The 19859-nt window shown below is 57.3% G+C and carries 15 protein-coding genes; 14 read left to right on the top strand and 1 reads right to left on the bottom strand.

The window, feature by feature from the left end; all coding sequences use genetic code 11:
- Positions 1-15: 15 nt before the first annotated feature.
- From BLV11_RS06150 to BLV11_RS06205, 12 genes are all read left to right on the top strand, one after another.
- Positions 16-1962 (top strand): vWA domain-containing protein, encoded by a 1947-nt coding sequence (locus BLV11_RS06150; RefSeq protein WP_245725933.1) that lies wholly within the window; start codon positions 16-18, stop codon positions 1960-1962.
- Between the two features lie 122 nt (positions 1963-2084).
- Positions 2085-2927: an AAA family ATPase gene (locus BLV11_RS06155; RefSeq protein WP_091812089.1), complete on the top strand. Its 843-nt coding sequence runs from the start codon at positions 2085-2087 to the stop codon at positions 2925-2927.
- A 56-nt stretch (positions 2928-2983) separates the two neighbouring features.
- Complete coding sequence (locus tag BLV11_RS06160) at positions 2984-4162, top strand: vWA domain-containing protein (protein WP_091812090.1); 1179 nt, start codon at positions 2984-2986, stop codon at positions 4160-4162.
- 333 nt (positions 4163-4495) lie between these two features.
- The gene (locus BLV11_RS06165) at positions 4496-5044 is read left to right on the top strand and encodes a hypothetical protein (RefSeq protein ID WP_091812091.1); all 549 of its coding nucleotides are present in this window, start codon (positions 4496-4498) and stop codon (positions 5042-5044) included.
- Positions 5045-5058: 14 nt separating this feature from the next.
- Positions 5059-6750, top strand: a complete 1692-nt coding sequence (locus tag BLV11_RS06170; RefSeq protein ID WP_091812092.1) for a tol-pal system YbgF family protein — start codon at positions 5059-5061, stop codon at positions 6748-6750.
- Positions 6747-9623, top strand: a complete 2877-nt coding sequence (locus BLV11_RS06175) for an outer membrane protein assembly factor BamD (protein ID WP_091812093.1) — start codon at positions 6747-6749, stop codon at positions 9621-9623. Before BLV11_RS06170 ends, BLV11_RS06175 begins: the two co-directional genes overlap by 4 nt.
- A gap of 142 nt (positions 9624-9765) precedes the next feature.
- Complete coding sequence (locus tag BLV11_RS06180; protein WP_175528295.1) at positions 9766-10272, top strand: tetratricopeptide repeat protein; 507 nt, start codon at positions 9766-9768, stop codon at positions 10270-10272.
- A gap of 26 nt (positions 10273-10298) precedes the next feature.
- Positions 10299-10649 (top strand): hypothetical protein, encoded by a 351-nt coding sequence (locus BLV11_RS06185; RefSeq protein WP_091812095.1) that lies wholly within the window; start codon positions 10299-10301, stop codon positions 10647-10649.
- Between the two features lie 17 nt (positions 10650-10666).
- Entirely contained in the window at positions 10667-11311 is a 645-nt protein-coding gene (locus tag BLV11_RS06190; protein ID WP_091812096.1) for a MotA/TolQ/ExbB proton channel family protein, read from the top strand.
- 14 nt (positions 11312-11325) lie between these two features.
- On the top strand, positions 11326-11847 hold the full coding sequence (locus BLV11_RS06195; protein ID WP_091812097.1) for an ExbD/TolR family protein: 522 nt from the start codon (positions 11326-11328) through the stop codon (positions 11845-11847).
- Positions 11844-12341 carry an ExbD/TolR family protein gene (locus BLV11_RS06200; RefSeq protein ID WP_091812098.1) on the top strand — a complete coding sequence of 166 codons (498 nt, stop codon included), beginning with the start codon at positions 11844-11846 and terminating at the stop codon, positions 12339-12341. Before BLV11_RS06195 ends, BLV11_RS06200 begins: the two co-directional genes overlap by 4 nt.
- A complete protein-coding gene (locus tag BLV11_RS06205; RefSeq protein WP_245725934.1) occupies positions 12334-13299 on the top strand; it encodes an AgmX/PglI C-terminal domain-containing protein in 966 nt (321 codons plus the stop codon). The genes BLV11_RS06200 and BLV11_RS06205 overlap by 8 nt, the downstream gene beginning before the upstream one ends.
- Positions 13300-13318: 19 nt before the next feature.
- Here the strand turns inward: BLV11_RS06205 and BLV11_RS06210 are convergent, their stop codons facing one another.
- Positions 13319-13804, bottom strand: coding sequence for a MaoC/PaaZ C-terminal domain-containing protein (locus tag BLV11_RS06210; protein ID WP_091812099.1), 486 nt, complete (start codon positions 13802-13804; stop codon positions 13319-13321).
- A gap of 299 nt (positions 13805-14103) precedes the next feature.
- Here BLV11_RS06210 and BLV11_RS06215 point away from each other — a divergent pair, with 299 nt between their 5' ends.
- Both BLV11_RS06215 and hrpA read left to right on the top strand, forming a co-directional pair.
- Complete coding sequence (locus BLV11_RS06215; RefSeq protein ID WP_091812100.1) at positions 14104-15777, top strand: AMP-binding protein; 1674 nt, start codon at positions 14104-14106, stop codon at positions 15775-15777.
- Between the two features lie 146 nt (positions 15778-15923).
- Positions 15924-19835: an ATP-dependent RNA helicase HrpA gene (gene hrpA / locus BLV11_RS06220; RefSeq protein ID WP_175528296.1), complete on the top strand. Its 3912-nt coding sequence runs from the start codon at positions 15924-15926 to the stop codon at positions 19833-19835.
- Positions 19836-19859: the final 24 nt, after the last annotated feature.

Here is a 19859-nt window from a genome sequence, read left to right on the forward strand (position 1 = left end):
CCCCACGGAGGACTCATGGTGCGGATTCTGTCCCGGCTGATCATGCTTGGCTGTCTGGCCCTGCCGTTTCACGGCAATGCCCAGTCAGCCGTTCCTCAGATACCTCCGCAGCAAGATGTTCGCATCATTGTCGATATTTCGGGATCGATGAGGCAGACCGATCCGCTCAACCTCAGGCAGCCTGCCGTGCGTCTGTTGGCTCGCCTGCTACCGGAAAACGCCACCGCCGGAGTCTGGACGTTTGGTCAGTACGTCAACATGCTCGTGCCACATGGGGCCGTTACCGACGCCTGGCGAGACCGCGCGGTAGAAAGTTCTGCCGAGATCAATTCGGTTGCGCTACGCACCAACCTTGGCAAAGCCCTTGAAGTCGCGAGTGACGGTTATTACAGCGACGAAGATCTGAGTAATACCCACTTCATCCTGTTGACGGATGGCAAGGTTGATGTCTCCGAAGACCGCGCCATCAATGAACAGGAGCGGGTGAGGGTCGTCAATGACGTGCTCTCACAGTTAGCCGATGCTCATGCCACTATTCATACGATAGCGCTCTCGCAGGCGGCGGATCTGGAGCTTCTGGAACGGTTTGCTGAACGCACTGGCGGCAGTTTCACGCTCGCCGAATCAGCAGACGATCTGAACCTTGCCTTTCTCCGCTCTCTCAATTCAGCCGTTCCCCAGGAGCAGATTCCCATTGAAGGTAATCAGTTCCTGGTTGATGAAGGTGTTGAGGAGTTTACCGCGCTGATTTTTCCCGGTGATCAGGCCGATGTTTCAGCGCAAGGGCTGACGCTGGTTGATCCCCTGGGTGTCCGGCATACCACAGGCAGTCACTCTGAGGCTTTCCGTTGGGTGAGCGAACCCGGTTACGATTTGATTACCGTCACCGATCCCCCCGCAGGCGAATGGCAGGTAGCCGGTCCTCTGGGGCAGGGAAGTCAGGTCACCGTGGTCAGTGATCTGAGAATGGTGCTGTCACCCCTGCCTTCGCGGTTCACCGAACAGGAGCCGGTCAGTCTGGAAGCGATGTTCTATGAACAGGCCGAAGCTGTGACGGACCCAGACTTTCTGGGGGTGATCGAAGTGTCTGTCACACTGACGTCTTCTGACGGCCGCTCGGGCACCAAGACGCTGTCCCCTGAGAGGCCACCCGAAGACGGCGTTTACCGGGATGAAATCACCCGCTTGCCGTTTGCCGGCGACTTCACGGTGGAAGTCGTTGCCAATGGCAAAACGTTCTCGCGTAAATTCAGCCAGGCCCTGACCTTTGTGGTGCCGGAAACGGACGGCGACGAGGCAGTCTCAACAGAGCTGCCTGAACCGGATGCGACGGTGGAGAACGCTGACGCGGATTCGTTGGTTGCAGCTGATCCTGAATCCGACGTGCAGCCTGCGTTGCCGGAAGACGCAGTGTCGGAGGGGGGCGTCGAAATGGCTGCTGAAACAGCCGAGCCCCTCTCTGCCGGTGACTCGCTCGCCGAGCCAATGCTGCCCATCGATATCACGGCGGTGGAAGCGCCGGCACCCGCGGCATCAGTGGAGCCAAGTCCGAAGCCGGATGAGAGCGACCGAACGGTGTGGTATATCGCCTTGGGAGCCGGCGGTGTCGTGGTCATCGCTACAGTGGCGGTGTTGCTGTGGCGCCGCAAATCAGCCACTCAGCCCGCCGCTGACATGTCCACGACAGAAACGCCACTTGCGGACGAGTTGGATGACGAACCCGCCGAAGCTGAAGCCGAGGCACAGGTTCCTGACGAGGCTGCGCCTGACGTCGCTGAGGCATCGGAAGAGGAGAAGCCTGAGGCTGAAGAGATTCCGCAACTTGAGGAAGACGTTGCCGAAGACGAAGAGTTCGGGCTCGAAGATTTTGATCTTTCTGATATTGACGACTTTGACGAGTCGGCAACCGATGACGAAGAATCAGAAGACGCAAGCGATGACAAGGACGAGAAGAAACGTTGAGATGATCCGGTTGCCGCTGAGCGACCGGGATCGACAGCGGGCGCTCAGGAAGATAGCATCCTACTAACACATGGGCGGCGCCAGTTCGCCGCAAGCGGAAATCACGACACAGGACTTTGAATATGAAGTTTACCGGTACCGAAAACTACGTTGCCACTGGCGACCTGCAAATGGCTGTTAACGCAGCGATTACCCTGCAGCGTCCTTTGCTGATCAAAGGGGAGCCAGGTACCGGTAAGACACTCCTGGCGGAAGAGATGGCCTCGGCCCTGGGGATGAAGTTGATCCCATGGCACATCAAATCCACGACGAAGGCCCAGCAGGGGCTATACGAATATGACGCGGTTTCCCGGCTGCGAGATTCCCAGCTGGGTGACGAAAAGGTGAAGGACATTGCCAACTACATCGTCAAGGGCAAGCTGTGGGAAGCCTTTGAGGCCGACGAGCAGGTCGTTTTGTTGATCGACGAGATCGACAAGGCTGATATCGAGTTCCCCAACGATCTGTTGCTCGAACTTGATCGCATGGAGTTCTTTGTTTACGAAACCCAGCAGTTTGTCAAAGCCCGCAAGCGCCCGATTGTTGTGATCACCAGTAACAATGAAAAGGAGCTTCCGGATGCCTTCCTGCGTCGCTGCTTCTTCCATTACATCAATTTCCCGGATCACGACACCATGAGCAGCATCGTTGATGTTCATTTTCCGAACATCCAGCAAGATATTGTTCGCGATGCTCTGGAAGTGTTCTTCGACGTACGCAAGGTACCGGGGCTGAAGAAGAAGCCGTCCACCTCTGAACTGATCGACTGGCTCAAGCTGCTGATGGCTGACGACCTGTCTGCCAAGCTGCTACAGGAAAAGGACACCAGCACTGCGCTGCCGCCGCTGTATGGCGCACTGGTCAAGAACGAACAGGATGTCCACCTGCTCCAGAAGCTGGCCTTTATGGCCCGTCGTCGAAGCTGACACCGAGGGGTGAGTGCGGTGTATGCCAATACATACCCTGAAAACCGGGGGCTGCCATGCTGATTGATTTCTTCATGGAAGTAAGACGAGCCAAGGTGCCGGCAAGCCTGAGTGAATTTCTCGACCTGCTGGAGGCACTGAAAAACCGGATGGCCTTTGCCGATATGGAGGAGTTCTACTACCTTGCCCGGCTGTGCCTGGTTAAGGATGAACGCCATTTCGACAAATTCGATAGAGCATTCGATGCCTACTTCAAAGGCATTGAAAACCTTGATGCCTTGCTTGAAGAGCTGATTCCCGAAGACTGGCTGCGTGCTGAATTTGAGAAGCAGCTCAGTGATGAGGAGAAAGCAAAGATTGATTCTCTGGGCGGTCTGGAAGAGCTTATCGAAGCGTTCAAGCAGCGTATGGAGGAGCAGAAAGAGCGTCATCAGGGGGGAAACAGGTGGATTGGCACCGGTGGTACTTCGCCGTTCGGGGCTAATGGCTATAACCCGGAAGGATTCCGTATTGGTCAGAAGGACGGCCGTCAGGGGCGCGCGGTCAAAGTCTGGGAGAAGCGAGAATATCGGGATCTGGACGACAGCATTACCCTCGGAATCCGTAACATCAAGGTTGCGCTTAGGCGGTTGCGGAAGTTTGCCCGCCAGGGTGCAGCAGACCAGCTGGATCTGGACGATACCATTGCATCGACTGCCCGCAACGCCGGGTATCTCGACCTGAAGATGGTTCCTGAGCGCCACAATGCGGTCAAGGTGCTGATCTTTTTCGATGTGGGTGGTTCGATGGATCCCCATGTCCGGGTTTGTGAGGAGCTGTTCTCTGCCGCCAGACTTGAGTTCAAGCATATGGAGTATTTCTACTTCCATAACTTTGTGTATGAGAGCCTCTGGACCAATAACATCCGACGGATGAATGAAACCACCGATACCTGGGATATTCTGCGCAAATACTCGCCAGACTATAAAGTGATTTTCGTGGGCGATGCCACCATGGCACCTTACGAAATTACTCACCCTGGAGGATCGATTGAGCATTGGAACGAGGAGGCTGGTGCGACCTGGTTTCAACGTATCGCAGATCACTTCCGCAAGGTGGTGTGGCTGAACCCGTTGCCGGAAAGCTATTGGGGTAGTGGCGGGTCGCTTGGAATTACCAAGCAGCTGGTTGCTGACCACATGTACCCACTGACCATCGATGGCCTTGAATCCGCCATGAAACAGCTGAGCAAATAAGCGGCAAAAAAAAGCCGATGCGGTTGAGGGCATCGGCAAAGCTCGGCATATCAAGCGGTAATGACATCGATTGCGTTCCCGCCACCTAAGTCTTTGCAACCTCAGGGCCATATTCTGAAAGCGCTTATAAATCAGCTAGTAATTAATTATGTGTTTAAGAGCCTCAACTAACCTTGAGGCTCTTTTGTTTTTGCCTGTAAAGAATCCTGACGTCCGCCCCAGAGCGGGGCGGAGGTCAGTTTTCCATTTGGTGACCTGATACCGTTCTTGCTCCAGCGCCAGTGTTACTCTTTCTGTACTTTTGTTACGGAATATATCGGGGGCGACAGGGACATGTTGGGGAACGCTCATTCACCGCTTCGCACTACCTGGACACTGCTGGTGTTGGTGGTGTTTCTGCTGACCGGTCGCCATGGCCTTGCGGGTGATGCGCAGACTCCGGACGGCGCCCTGGAAATCGAACGCCTGAAGGGCGAGGTTGCGGCGCTGAGCCAGGAACTGATTGAGCTCCAGCAAGCGGCGTTTTACCCGGCCGACACCCGGTTTTTCCTCTTTCTCTCCCTGGCCAGTAATGACGGGCTGACGCCCGAAAGCATAGAAATCGCAATTGATGGCCGTCCCGTCGTCAGTCACCTCTACAGTGAACGGGAAAAGCTGTCGCTGCAGCGGGGGGGCGCACAGGCGCTGTACACCGGAAACCTGAGCCTGGGCGAGCATCGTCTCGACATTACGCTGGCCGCACAGGCCCAGAACGACCGTTACGTTCGGCGCGAATCCTCCCTGACGTTCCGCAAGAGGGCGGGCGAGACCACGATTGAGCTCCAATTGGCCGCGTCTCCACCTGATTTCGAGCCTTCTATCACCCTCCAGGATTGGCAATAAGGGCGGTGATTGGCATGTTGGATTGGGGGCGATATCTGAGCAGGCAGGCCATTCGTACCTGTGCCGTTCTGCTTGTGGGCGGGGGGTTATTGGTGTCCGTCAGCCAGGCGGCCCCTCGGGGTACAGCGTCTGCGGAGCACGAGCAGATTCGTATCAGGCTCGCCCAGTTCAGTGTGGCTGGCGGCCGGTTTGCCGAGGCACTGGCACGGGTGGAGGATCTGGATTCACCACTGGCACTCCTCCTGCGGGCTGAATCCCTAGTGGGTAGCGGCCGTTCAGACCAGGCCATCCCCATTCTTCGCCAACTGACGGCTGGCGAGCGCTATCGGGGCCAGTCCTGGCTGATGCTTGCTGAAGCAGCAATGAACGGAGCAACCTCGGTGGAGGTGAATATCGAGCAGGCGCTGGACAACGCCGTTCGCTATGGCCACGGCGAGATTCGTGAGCGGGCACGGTTCCACCAGGCGGAGCTGTTGCGTGCGCAATCGATGCCTGAGCGAGCCGGTCAGGTGTTGGCGACCATGGAGCCGGGCTACTGGGCGGCCGTTGGTTACCAGAATGTCGCCTCGGATTACGCCCGTATTGACCGTTCTCCGGCACGATCGTTAGTTGCTCTTCGCGTCGCTCTGGCGCTTGCCAGTGAAGATGCCCATGTTGCCAGGGGCGCGTCGCTGAAGTCTGAATTGCTCCTGCAGGCGGGTTATCTGGCCTTGCAGGCAGAAGACTTCTCCAAAGCTGAAGGCTTCCTGAAAGATATAGCTCTCGACAGTTACGTGACTCCCGAAGCGCTGTTTTTCCATGGTCAGGCGCTTGCGGGCCGACAGAATGTCCGTGAAGCGATGCAGTCCTGGCACCGGGCCAAAAAGTTTCCCCTGGCGTTTCCGGGTGCCGTGGAGGCCTGGCTCGGGATGGGGCAGGGTTACGACGAACTTGGGTATCTTGGTCAGGCAGGCGAAGCTTTCCTGGCTGCAAATGCGGCCTTTGACAGCGAGCAGGTTACCCTCAGGTCCCTGGCCGAAGAGGTTCGCCAGCGAGGTGCCTGGAGAGCCATGGTCGAAGCTTCCCGGGCCACCGATCTTGAATGGTTTTTGGCTGATAATCGTGCGTTGGCCCAACCCCGACAAGCGTACCTGTTGCGATTTGCGGAGAGCGCGGATGGGCAGTCTGCGATTGCGCGGGTCGCGACGTTGGCCGAGCTTTTCCGGCAACTGCAATCCCGGAAGAGTGATCTCGAGATTTTTCGGCAGGCCATTGCTTACCGACAGGCTTCCATACCCTCCGTGGGTGAACTCGAAACCAGGCTGGGCCGGGTTGATGGTCGGATTGGCGAACTCGCTGACCGGCTCCGTCGCACCGCGGCCCATGCAGGTACAGGGCAGAGTGAGCAGGTGGATAGTCTCGTGCAAACCCTGATCGACCTCAGAACGGTTTATCACCGCCTCCCGGGAGATCGGCCTGCCGTTGCTCGCAGTCTGAACCAGCACCTGGACCAACTGGCACTGCTCGAGCATCGTTTGGATGGCCTTGTTGAGCGCTTGGTCCGTGCCCGAGAAGAGGCAGAGGCGATGCTGGATAGACAGATGTTGAGCTTTCTCTCGAACGAGGAAGAACGGATCCGTTTTGCCCAGGACAGAGCCGAACAGCAGGTCGTCTATCTCTACGAACACCTGGCTCTGCGTAAGCTTGAGCAGGAGGCACAACCATGATCCGGGCGGGGCGGGGGTGCGGCAAGGGTGTTTGGCGCCTGGTACTGACGGTCAGCGTGTTGCTGGTATCTCCGGTAATGCAGGCTCAGGAGGCGTTTCAGGTCACCCTAAATCAGGATGGCGAGACCATTGCTGACATGCGCCCGGTGTACCTGCAATTCCGGGCGCAGGCGTTACCCGATATCTCACCTCGGGAAGTCGCCCGGCGTTACCAGCGCCTCTTTGAGCAATCCGATGAGCCTGAGGTTCGTATCGACGCGTTGAACCGGCTCTCGAACCTGCAGTCTCTCGCCGAGGAAGACCTCCATTTCTCACCGGATCAGGAGCAGGCGGTCTACCACGAAGCGCTCGGCAGCTATGACGAAATCCTCGCTCGCGGCGCGTTTCAGGGGCGTCTTGACGAGCTGCTTTACCAGATGGCCAAGGCTCATGCGTTCGTGGGACAGGGGCAGCAGTCCACAGCCCGCCTGAAGCAATTGATAGGGCTATATCCGGATTCCCCGCTGATTCCCGAGGCCCGTTTCCGCGTTGCGGAAGCCGCTTTTACCGCGGGACAATTCCACGAGGCCGAGGTGCTGTATCGTGAAGTCCTGAACGAAGCCGTTGTTTCGGCACCCCGTGCTGAACAGACCCTTAATGACAAGGCCCGCTACATGCTGGGGTGGGCACAGTATAAACAGGGGGCCTATCGCCGCGCCGGCGAGAGCTTCCTGTCGGTACTGGATCGTCAGGCACAACAGACCCTGGGCTTTACGGCCATTCCGGCCACGTCCCTTGAAATGATTGACGATACCTTCCGGATCATTGCCATCATGGCGGCGAAGGGAGGTGGGATCCGGATCGTCGATGAATGGCTGGCAGAAGGGGGTGGACGAAGCTATGTGGACCTTCTCTACGATCGGCTTGCTGATTACTACGCAAGCACTGGACATTACCTTGATGCGGTCGCGGTAGCCGGTGGATTTATTGAACGATATCCCAGCCACCCCGGCGTGCCTTCATTTCTCGCCCAGATTGTCGACGTGCACTTGCTGGCGGGCGATGAATTGCGGGCCTTGCAGGCAAGAGAGCACTATGTAACCGCCTATGGGGCTGATCATCTCTACCAGAGGTTGTCTGAGTCTGATCAGCAGCGTTGGCAGGGATTCAGCCGCATGGTCGCTGATCACTACTATAGCGATGCAAGCCGACAGAGCCAGGCCAGCGGGCGTCAGACTGCACCTCAGGTACAACGAGACTATCGCAAAGCGGCGGGCTACTACGCGGCACTTGCCGAGCGGATCGATGCGCCAGGCGAAGTTCTTAGGCTTGCGGGCGATGCGGCGTTGCAAGGCGATGATCGTCCCTCGGCCAACGCCTATTACCAACGTGCAGCTTACCAGTCCGGGCCCTATCAGGCGGCTGCGGATGCTGGCTGGGCGTCATTAACTCTTCAGCGCGAGGGACTGGAAAGCAAAAATGAGGACCGGACTGTCGGGGCCGGAGGTCGTCTGTTTATTACCGACTTGTCAGGGTATGCCGATAGCACTGAAAAATTTGCAGCCGCTTTTCCGCAAGACGAGCGTCTGGCCAAATTGCACGCCGATGTTGCCAACCGGCTGTTCCAGGCCGGGGACTACGGCGAGGCTGACCGGTTCGCTCAGGCGGCGATTGCCCTTGGGCAGGCCGACGTCACTACCCGATACGGTAGTTGGCTGGTTTCGGCTGACGCCCAGTTGGCGTTGCGCCATTATTCAGCCGCGGAGAATGGCTGGCGCCAGGCCCTGACATTGGCCGGGCAGGTCGTGCCTGCGGTTGCTCCCGAAGAACAGCAACGTCTGGTACGGCAACTGGCCGTAAGCATCTACCGGCAGGGCGAAGCGGCGGAGTCTGCTGGTGCTATTGATCAGGCGATAGCCCATTATCAGCGGATAGAGTCGGTGGCTCCGGGATCAGACATCGCGATCAAAGGGCGTTTTGATGCGGCCAATACTCTGTTGCAGAGCCAGCGCTGGCAGAGTGCGATCAATGAACTTCACCGTTTCCGCAACGATTATCCAAACAATACGTTAACGGCCCAGGTCAGCGAAAAGCTGGTCTATGCCTATCAGTCATCGGGGCAGCCTGTTCGGGCTGCAGACGAACTGGTGGGCCGTGCGTCCCTGAACAATCACGTGCGATTACGGGCGGCTGAGCTCTACCATGCCGGTGGCGCTATTGCCCGGCGTAATACTCTTTACCACGCCGTCCTATCAACCTCAGGTCAGGCGTCCACAGCTGCAGACCATATTCAGCAACAACGTATTCGCCATCGTTTACTCCAAAGCGAGGAGGCGAGCGAAACGCTGCGGGCGGATCTGGTGTTGCGCGAGCTCGGCAGTGACTGGCACAGCGCCGAAACACTGGCCTGGGCGGCGGAATCGGCAATGAGTCTGGGCATTGGTGAGGCCGAAAGATTTGAAGCGATCCGGCTAACCCATCCCCTCGCGCGAAGCTTGGCCGAGAAGCAGCACGCCATGGACGCTGCCAAACAATATTTCAATCAAGTGGCGGAACTTACGGATGGTGAGCTTTACTCAGAATCCCTTTTTCGCCGGGCAGAACTCTATCGGGTCATGGCGGCTGACCTGATGGCCTCCAGTCGCCCCGATGGGCTCAGTGACCTTGAGGCCATGCAATACGACATGCTCCTTGAGGAACAGGCGTTTCCGTTTGAGGAGCTGGCCATCGAGCTGCATGAACAAAACCACCGGCAGCTTGAGAGGCAATACTTTGATCGCTGGGTTCAGCGCAGTCTCGATACCCTCGCAGACCTGCACCCCGGGCGATACGCCCGTGATCTTCAGTGGATGAGCTGGGGCCCTGATGATGGGAAGGGAGAAGATGATGCCTGAATTCCGACCATCCTTACTGTCCGCTTCGGTGCGATTGCTATGGCTTTTTTCCGCGGTGGTGATGTTGTTGAGCGGGTGTGCCAGCCAGGTCACCGGTACAGGAGGTCAGGCGACCACCGGGATAGGACCTGAAACTGATGACATGGCGCCGCAAGTTGTGACGCCGGTTCCGCCCCTGACTCCGGAGCAGCAGCAAATGCTTTCCCTGGCCGAAGCGGCCGCTGAGCGTCAGGAATGGGCGATGGCAGCGGATACGCTGAATACATTACTGCAACTGCGCCCGGATCATCCCCGGGCACTGGCCCGCCTTGCCTGGGTCAGGCAACAGCAGGGCGACATACGGGAAGCGGAGGCCTTATACCGTCAGGCCTTGATGCAGGATCCAGCGGATGCCCTGACGGTGAATAATCTTGCGTTGTTGGTTCAGGCAGATGGGTATTTTCAGCAGGCCCAGGCGCTGTTGACCAAGGGGCTTGAATACACCCCGGATGCGCCCGCGCTGCATTTTAATTTGGCGGTAGTGTCCGAACTCTACCTACTGGATCTGCAAACAGCCCTGGCTCATTACCGTCGATATCAGCAGTTGGCGGAAGGGGACAATCCCCAGGTCGCTGGATGGATTGCTGATCTTGAGCGGCGACTAAGGTGACTGAGGTGGATCATGAGGAACGGACGATGAGGCCCGCAAACCTGAAGCGACAGGGAGGGTGGCTGTTCGTGTTGGGCGTGCTTGTCGCGAGTTACGGTGTTGCGGCGTCAGCCGACGCTACCGGTCCGGTACCCGGCGTTGAATCGCTGACAGCGCTGACGGTGGAGGGGCTGTCGTCCGAGCCCGGGGATGATGATCCCCGAATTCTCTACATACTGCCGTGGCAGCCGCCATCCATTCCCCGTCGGCTTCACTCTCACGTCGACAATGAGCGCCCGGATCTGGTGGCACCGATTGACCCGCTGGTGCTTGAGCGCCACCGGAATTTCCGAAAGACCCTGAATCCGGATCTGGATTCGCCCTTCACCCTGAACTGAAAGATTGGAGTTTGAGCATGTTGGAGACAGTTGTACGTTTTTTCCAGGAAGGCGGGCCGTTTATGTATCCGATTGCGTTGGTGCTTTTATTGGGCCTGGCCATCGCCATAGAGCGTTTTATTTACTTGAGTGGGGTCCGTCGCCGTAACCGTGTCGCCTTTGAAAAAGGCATCTTGCCAGCGCTGCAGAAAAAGGATTATCAGCGCGCCATGAAGGCTGCCAACGCTTCCGACAGCGCCATTGCGTCAATTATGGGCGCTGGCATTGGCCGTTTGCTGAATAACCGTCGCCGGGAAGACATCGAATATGCGATGGAAGAGGGATTGATGGAAGTGCTTCCCCGTCTGGAAAAGCGAACCCAATACCTGGCCACCCTGGCTAACGTTTCTACGTTACTGGGGCTGCTGGGAACGATCATCGGACTTATCGCAGCGTTTACAGCGGTGGCAAACGCGGACCCGTCCCAGAAAGCAACCCTGCTGTCAGAAAGTATTTCCGTTGCCATGAACACGACGGCGTTCGGCCTGATGTCGGCCATACCGCTGCTGATGTTCCATGCCCTTTTGCAAACTCGCACCAACGATATCGTTGACAGCTTTGAGATGGCAGGGGTGAAGCTGCTTAACATTATTTCGGACCAGAATCCGCAACAGGCAGCCTGACACGGAAGCTGATCATGAGAAGGAGACACCGCAAACTTATCCAAACGCCAGAACTGGATATCACCGCGTTCATGAACCTGATGATCGTGCTGGTCCCGGTGCTTCTGCTGGGCATGGTGTTTAGCCAGGTGCGCACGATTGAACTCGATTTCCCCGGAATGGCAGCGGGCGAGGCGCCACTGGCTGAAGACTTCAGGCTTTCGGTCTTGCTAATTGCCGGTGGCCTGGAAGTGTCTGACAGCGATCGTGGACTGATTAGCGCGCTGCCGGTGGCCCAGGGGCAGTATGATTTTGACGGGTTGAGGGAGTTGTTGGTGCGCATCAAGCATTCGGTGCCGGAGAAAACCGATGTGGTTCTTGAGGTGGCGCCAGGCATTGATTACCAGACCCTGGTGACCACAATGGACACCTTGCGGTCCTATAAAACGGTGGTCGCGGCAAGCGTGGTTAATGCGGAGCTCTTCCCGGACGTGTCGTTGGCAGACGCGGCAGAAGACCGGGTTCTCGCCGTTGTCACGACAGGAGGCGCGCGATGAAGTCATCACGTCGTGCCAAGCGGATGCAGCGGCACTATCGTCGTATGCATCGTCCAGGTGGGCTGAACCTGGTGTCGCTGATGGACATATTCACCATTCTGGTTTTCTTTCTGATGGTCAACTCCTCTGACGTCAAGGTACTCCGGACCAACAGTGACGTACCCTTGCCAAGCTCCAGTGCTGAACATCAGGCTCGGGACACACTGACGGTTGTCGTGACAGGTCAGGCCATCCTGGTGAACGGACGTGAAGTCGCCCGTTTGCCCGTCACTGATGTTGATACAGCGACAATCAAGGGGCTTGCAGAGGAGTTGAGTTATCTCCGTGATCGCCATCAGTCGATCCCGCAAGCGGGGCTGGAAGTAACCATTCTTGCTGGCAAAGATACCGAATACCGGTTGCTCCGCCGAATTATGCAGACCTGTGTCGATCAGGAGTTCCGCCAGGTGAGGCTGGCGGTGGAAAGCCAACAGCGGGATGTCGACCATGGCTAACCGGTACGGAACCCGTTTACCTTGGTCTGAAGAGCGCGGTGATCGTCTGCGCTTCGGTTGTGTTATCACGGTGCTGGCGGTGATGTTTGTGGTGCCTGCTGTATGGATACCGGGCATTCAACTTACGGAGCCGGATCGAGCCGAGACGGAGGCGTTGCCGCCGCAACTGGCCCGGTTAATGGAGAAACAGCCGGCGCCGGAGTCATCGGTCGACGTTGTACCTGAGCCTGAGCTAATGCCGGAGATTGCGGAGGCCGCCGAGCGGGTCGACGAGGTACCAGAGCCCTCTCTGCCAGAGCCAGAGCCAGCGCCAGCGCCGGAGACGGTTGCCCCGGAGTCTGCGACTGAACCCTCAGAACGCGCGATACAACAGGCGAGGGAAGTTGCCGCAAGATCCGGATTGCTGGCGCTGCAGGATCAGCTGGCGCAAATGCGAGCCCCGGAAACGTCAGCCCCTCGTACCTTGATCGCAAACGCCGGGCCCGCTGAATCGGTCGCTGATTCCGGTGCGCCGTCTGCAAGCGATGCGCTCGCGGGCAGTGGTGGCGTTGTCGCAGAGGTGGGTCCCCGGCGTGAGGTCCAAGTCGCCGGTCATGAGGTACGGCAGGTTGCTGAGCCCCAGCCGCAACAAGTAACGGCTGCCCCCGTTCAACCCATTGCCCCATCATCGCGGCGTGGCATGAATACGATCCGGCAGGTATTCGACGCTCAGAAAACGGTGTTGTACGCGCTTTACCGGCGGGAATTGCGCCAGGACCCGACGCTGGAAGGCAAGGTTCTGCTGGAGTTGGACATCGAACCTGATGGTCGGGTATCCCGGTGCGAAGTGGTTAACTCTGACCTGGGTAACCCGGCTTTGGAAGCCCGTCTTGCAAGCCGAGTACTGCTGTTTGATTTCGGCTCTGATGACGTTGAGCGCAGGACGGTGAGGTTCCCTATCGAATTCCTGCCATCCTGAGCCGTGTCCGCAGCGGGGTTTATCGTTCGATGGTGATGTTGGGCAGGGTGGGGGCGTCGAGCTCGACACTCTCGGTCGGTGCCATCACCTTCGCTTCGCCGCTCACGACTTGCTGGCCTTCCTGATTGCGGACAGCACACTCAATGACCACGCGATTCTTTGGCTGTTTTTCTTTCACGGTCAGCGTCACGGTCAGGGTGTCGCCAAGTTTGACCGGTCGTTTGAACGCAAGGTTTTGTTCGAGGTAGATCGTGCCTGGCCCGGGCAGAGTGGTTGCCAGGGCGGCAGAGATAAGCGATCCACTCCACATACCGTGGGCGATACGTTCCTTGAACAGGGTCGTGGCGGCAAATTCGCTGTCCAGATGCACGGGGTTCACATCTCCGGAAACGGCCGCGAAAAGGACCAGTTCATCTTCCGTAAGCGTCCGGCTAAAGTCAGCGCTGTCGCCAACCGACAGCTCGTCGTAGGTCATGTTTTTGAGAGTCTTGGAGTTCTGTGCCATTGGTTGGTCAGTCCCTTGTTTACTGGGTGGAGGAATTTGGAGAAAACTACCTCATCGCTCACAAAACTGCTATTCTCTCCGCTCTTTTTGGAGGCTGACCAATTGGTCTGGTTGCGTTTTGAGCGGAGAGTGTGCATAAGCGAAGCACGTTGCTTCGTCAGGGTGCAACCGGACGTGCTTGACGGGTCAGTAAATTGCCGAATTATTATTGTTTTGGGTATTGTTCCAATGGCGGAATGGGCAACCCTAAGCAAATCAATAACTACTAATAAGCACAATTGTGAACAGGAGATGGCGTGATGGATTTTGAGACGTTTTACCAGGACAAGTTCCCCGCAGGTACGCCCCGAACGGTGGATCTTGACAAGTATCAGAGTATGGTTGACGTGCTGGAGCAGGCGGTAAAGAAATTTGCTGACCGTCCGGCGTTCAGTGCTGTTGGCGTGACCATCAGTTACCGTGATCTTGATACCCAGAGCCGTAACTTCGCCGCCTGGATCCAGAACAACACCAATCTCAAGCCCGGCGACCGTATTGCCGTGCAAATGCCGAACCTGACCCAATACCCGATCGTAGTCTACGGCGCTATGCGTGCCGGCCTGATTGTGGTTAACACCAACCCGCTCTACACCACCCGCGAAATGGAACACCAGTTCAACGATTCTGGTGCGAAGGCTCTGGTGGTTCTTGCCAACATGGCGGAAAACGCGGAAAAGGTGCTGCCCCACACCGGCATTGAGCACGTCATTGTCACCGAAATCGCCGACATGCATTCACCGCTCAAGCGGAAACTGATGAATGCGGTGGTCAAGCACGTCAAGAAGATGGTTCCGGCCTACAACCTGCCGAAGGCTCACAGCCTGCCGGCGGTATTGAGTGCTGGCAGCAAGGCCAAATTCACTCCGGTTGAGCACAAAAAAGAGGACATCGCAGTTCTCCAGTACACCGGTGGTACTACGGGTGTTGCGAAAGGGGCCATGCTGACCCACGCTAACCTGGTTTCCAACCTGCTTCAGACCCGCCCGATGATGGGTGATCTGATTGATGAAGGGCGCGAAATCGTTATCGCTCCGCTGCCCCTGTACCACATCTATTCCTTTACCCTGAACTGCGGCATCATGCTTGAGGCCGGTGCTCACAACATCCTGATTCCGAACCCCCGTGACTTGCCTGGCTTCGTCAAGGAACTGAAAAAGCATCGCTTTACTGCGTTCCTGGGTCTGAATACTCTGTTTGTGGGCCTTTGCAACAATGAAGAATTCAAGGGTCTGGATTTCAGCTCCCTGAAAATGACCGCCTCTGGTGGTATGGCGCTGACCAGCGACACTGCCAAGCTGTGGAAGCGTGTTACCGGCTGTGAAGTGACCGAAGGGTACGGTATGACCGAAACCTCGCCGGTGGTCACCTTCAACCCGCCGTCCGCTATCCAGATCGGCACCATCGGTCTGCCGATCTGCAACACCGTTATCAAGACCATCGATGATGACGGCAACGAAACCGCTCTGGGAGAGCCAGGCGAGCTGTGCGTGAAGGGCCCGCAGGTGATGCGCGGCTACTGGCAGCGTCCGGAAGACACCCAGAAGTCCTTTACCGACGACGGTTTCCTCCGTACGGGTGACGTTGCCCTGATCCAGGAAGATGGTTACATCCGTATCGTTGACCGTAAGAAGGATATGATCATCGTGTCCGGCTTCAATGTGTTCCCGAATGAGATTGAGGACGTGGTATCCAGCCACCCGAAAGTTGTTGAATGTGCGGCTGTTGGCGTACCCGACAACAAGAGTGGTGAAGCCGTCAAGGTGTTCCTGGTTGCCAATGACAGTGGTCTGACCGAGTCGGAACTGAAAGAGTTCTGTCGCGAGCGACTGACTGCCTACAAGGTGCCCAAGACCTTCGTATTCCGCGAAGAACTGCCAAAGACCAACGTTGGCAAAATTCTTCGTCGGGAACTGCGTGATGAGGTCACCCAGTAACCGTTGAAGTATACCCGGCGCCGGCTGAATCCGGCGCCCGTTAGAGAAAACCCTGCTACGGCAGGGTTTTTTCGTTCAATGGCCACGAGGATAACGGTAGACTTAGCAGCCACTCACCATTTTCAGTTCCACGGATAGTTCCATTCATGGCGCAGCAAGACCCCCTTTCCAGGCCTGATAAGGCAGCGATCGACACTCTGAAAAGCCGGCTGGCCGATTGTAGCCAATGGCATTCTGCCCAGATCCGTCGACGGCTCGACCGTGCCAGGGGGCGTCCGGATGCTCGCGAGCTGAAGCGGCTCGAAGACTTGCTTGAGCGGGGATGCCAACAGGTAAACCAGCGCCGGGCAGGACACCGTGATGCCAGTTTCCCTGCCGGACTGCCGGTCTCCGAGCGGGTCGACGACATCGCCTTGGCACTGGAGAAACATCAGGTTGTGATCATTGCCGGTGAAACCGGGTCCGGTAAAACAACGCAGATCCCGAAAATCTGTATGAACATGGGGCAGGGTGTGCGTGGCCTCATTGGTCATACACAGCCGCGCCGTATCGCCGCCCGAAGCGTTGCTGCCCGTATTGCTGAAGAGCTTGGTGAGGAAACCGGCGCCCAAGTCGGCTATCAGATTCGGTTCACTGACGCCACCAGCGAGGCGTCCCGCCTGAAGGTGATGACCGACGGCATCCTGCTTGCGGAAATCCAGAACGACCGTTATCTCGATCGCTATGACACGCTCATCATCGATGAAGCCCATGAACGTAGCCTGAACATTGACTTCCTGCTGGGCTACCTCAAGCAGTTGCTGCCCAAGCGGCCGGACCTGAAGGTCATAATCACGTCGGCGACCATCGAAGTCGAGCGGTTCAGCGAGTTCTTTGGCGGGGCTCCGGTTATTGAGGTCAGTGGCCGGACGTTCCCGGTGGAAACCCGGTATCGGCCCCTGGTGGGGGATGATGACGATCGTGATCAGGGCTGGAATGATGGCATTCTTTCGGCTCTTGAGGAAATTGAAGCCCATGAGCGGGCTCTGGGGCAGGGGCCTGGCGATGTGTTGGTATTCCTGCCCGGCGAACGAGAAATTCGCCACCTGAGTAAGCAGTTGCGTCATGCGGATCTGCGACATGCCGAGATCCTGCCGCTGTATTCCCGGCTCTCCAATCAGGAGCAGAACCGGGTCTTCCAGGCCCATCGTGGACGCCGCATCGTGTTGTCCACCAACGTGGCGGAAACCTCCCTGACCGTTCCGGGTATCCGTTACGTCATTGACACCGGCGTCGCCCGCATCAGCCGCTACAGCGTGCGCTCAAAGATTCAACGTCTGCCCATCGAGCCGGTATCCCAGGCCAGCGCTAATCAGCGTGCCGGGCGTTGCGGGCGCATTGCGCCGGGGATTTGTTTTCGCCTTTATGACGAATCTGACTTTCTGAACCGTCCGGAATTTACCGATCCCGAGATTCTCCGTACCAACCTGGCTTCCGTCATTCTTCAAATGGCCACCGGCGGCCTCGGTGATATTCGCAAATTTCCGTTTCTGGAAGCCCCGGATAACCGTCTGATCAACGACGGTTATAAACTCCTTGAAGAACTCAACGCCGTTAACGGCGCCCGCAAGGTCACTCGGCTTGGGCAGACCATGGCAAGGCTGCCATTGGATCCTCGGCTGGCGCGAATGCTGGTAGAGGCTGCATCTCAGGGCAGTCTTGCTGAAACACTGGTGATTATCGCCGGGCTCAGTATCCAGGACCCCAGAGATCGCCCTCAGGACAAACAGCAGGCAGCGGATCAGGCTCATGCCCAGTTTGTCGATAAAGACTCAGATTTCATCAGCCTCCTGAATCTGTGGAACTTCTATGAAGAGCAGCGTCAGGAACAGTCCCAGAATCAGCTCAAAAAGCTGTGTAAGAAGCACTTTCTGTCGTGGATGCGAATGCGTGAGTGGCGGGATATCCATCGTCAGCTGACGCTGATCTGCCGGGACCAGAAGCTTGCGATGAATACCCGCGCAGCGGGCTATGCGGATGTTCATCGAGCGATTCTCTCGGGCCTGCTGGGTCAGGTGGCGTTGAAACTGGAAAAGAAGGAATATCTGGCCACTCGTAACCGCAAGGTCACTATTTTCCCGGGTTCAAAGGTCGCCAAGACGGCGCCAAAGTGGATTGTAGCGGCGGAAGTGGTTGAGACCAGCCGCGTCTTTGCCCGCATGGTGGCCAGGATTGAGCCGGAATGGGTCGAGCCCTTGGCGGGCCATGTCGTCAAACGCCACTATTTTGAACCTCATTGGGAGCGCAAGCGTGCCCAGGTGGTCGGCTTTGAAAAGATCTCACTGTATGGGTTGGATATCGTGCCGCGGCGGCGGGTGGTCTACAGCAAGATTGATCCCGTCGAATCCCGAAACATGTTTATCCGGCGAGCTCTGGTAGAGGGGGATTTTGACAGCAAGGCCCCATTCTTAAAGCGCAATCAGAGCCTGCTCGAAGACATTGAGAACCTTGAGAAAAAAATTCGACGCCGCGACCTGGTAGTCGACGACGAGGTTCTGGTTGCATTCTACGATCGCCAGTTGCCAGACACTGTGGTCAGCGGTGCCCATTTTGAGACCTGGTGGAAGTCGCTCGATACCGATGCGTTGAAAGCCATGGAGTTGCGGGAAGACGATGTGCTTCAGCGGCCAATTGACGAAGACGCGGAGCAACAGTATCCGGACATGCTTGAATGGGAGGGTGTCCAGTATCCTCTGAGCTATCAGTTCGAGCCAACGGGTGATGATGACGGTGTCACGGTTAAGGTCCCGTTGATGGCGTTGAAACAGCTTCCAAACCAGCGTCTGGAGTGGTTGGTCCCAGGCTTGGTGAGGGAAAAGTGCATCGCGCTGGTGAAGTCCCTGCCGAAATCCCTGCGCCGCCATTTTGTTCCGGTGCCTGATTTTGTTGATCGGGCACTGGAAAATATGGCGCCCTCCAACGAGCCTCTGGTGCGGGTGCTGGGACATCAGCTTCGGCGGATGACCGGGGTTACGGTGAATGAAGAGGACTGGAACGAAGCCGCGTTACCAAATCACCTCCGTATGAATGTCAAGGTGGTGGGCGACCGCGGTAAGGTTCTCGCCCATGGGCGCGATGCCGACGAATTACAGCATCGCCTTGAGCAGGAGGCGGAGGCGGCGCTGAGTGCGACACCAGCGCCTTCTGGCGCGTCAGACGCTATTCAGGCAGACGAGTGGCAGTTCGGCGACCTGCCGGTCTCCAGTCAGGAGGAAAGGGGAGGGATGCAGGTTACAGTATACCCAGCCCTCGAAGACCTGGGGCGTGAGGTCAGGCTCACCCGTTTTCTTGATCCCGTAGTGGCTGAGGATGCAACCCGTAAGGCAGTGGCGCGGTTGGCGCTGAACCGTCTGGGCAACACCCTCGAAGGGATCGATCGAACGTTGTCCGACTTTAAACCTGCGGCGTTGTTGTTTGCCCCGATCGGTCAGGCCAGGGCTTTGCTGGATGACCTGCTCCTGGCATCGGCAATGGCGCACTTTCTTGCGGATGAGCTACCACGCAGTCGAGAAGCGTTTGAACACTTGTATGACCAGAAAAGGGGCGATTTCATTCCTGCTCTTGAACAGGATTGTCGGCGTCTGTATCTGGCCATGAAGGGGTATCATGGCGTGGTCAAACAACTGAAAGGCAAGATAAACCTGGCGTTGGCGAACAGCATGGCGGATCTCAAGTTCCAGATGGAGCACCTGGTTTATCCCGGGTTTCTGGTAGATACACCGGCGGAATGGCTCGCGGAATTTGGCCGGTATTTTGAAGCTGCAGCCGTTCGTCTTGAAAAAATGCCGCGGGAAATGGGGCGGGAACGGGAGTTCCTGTATGCGATTGAGCCGTTGTGGTCCCGTTATGCCAAGAAGCGTGAGCACCAGCAACGCCAGGGTATTCGTGATCCGGAGTTGGTGCGGTACCGCTGGATGCTGGAGGAATTTCGGGTGTCGTTCTTTGCCCAGCAGCTGGGTACCCTGATGCCAGTGTCGGCCAAACGGCTGGACAAACAATGGGCTTCCGTCAAAAACTGACATTGCTTTGCAGCTATGAATGCA

It is taken from the genome of Marinobacter mobilis, assembly GCF_900106945.1.
Classification (GTDB): Bacteria; Pseudomonadota; Gammaproteobacteria; order Pseudomonadales; family Oleiphilaceae; genus Marinobacter; species Marinobacter mobilis.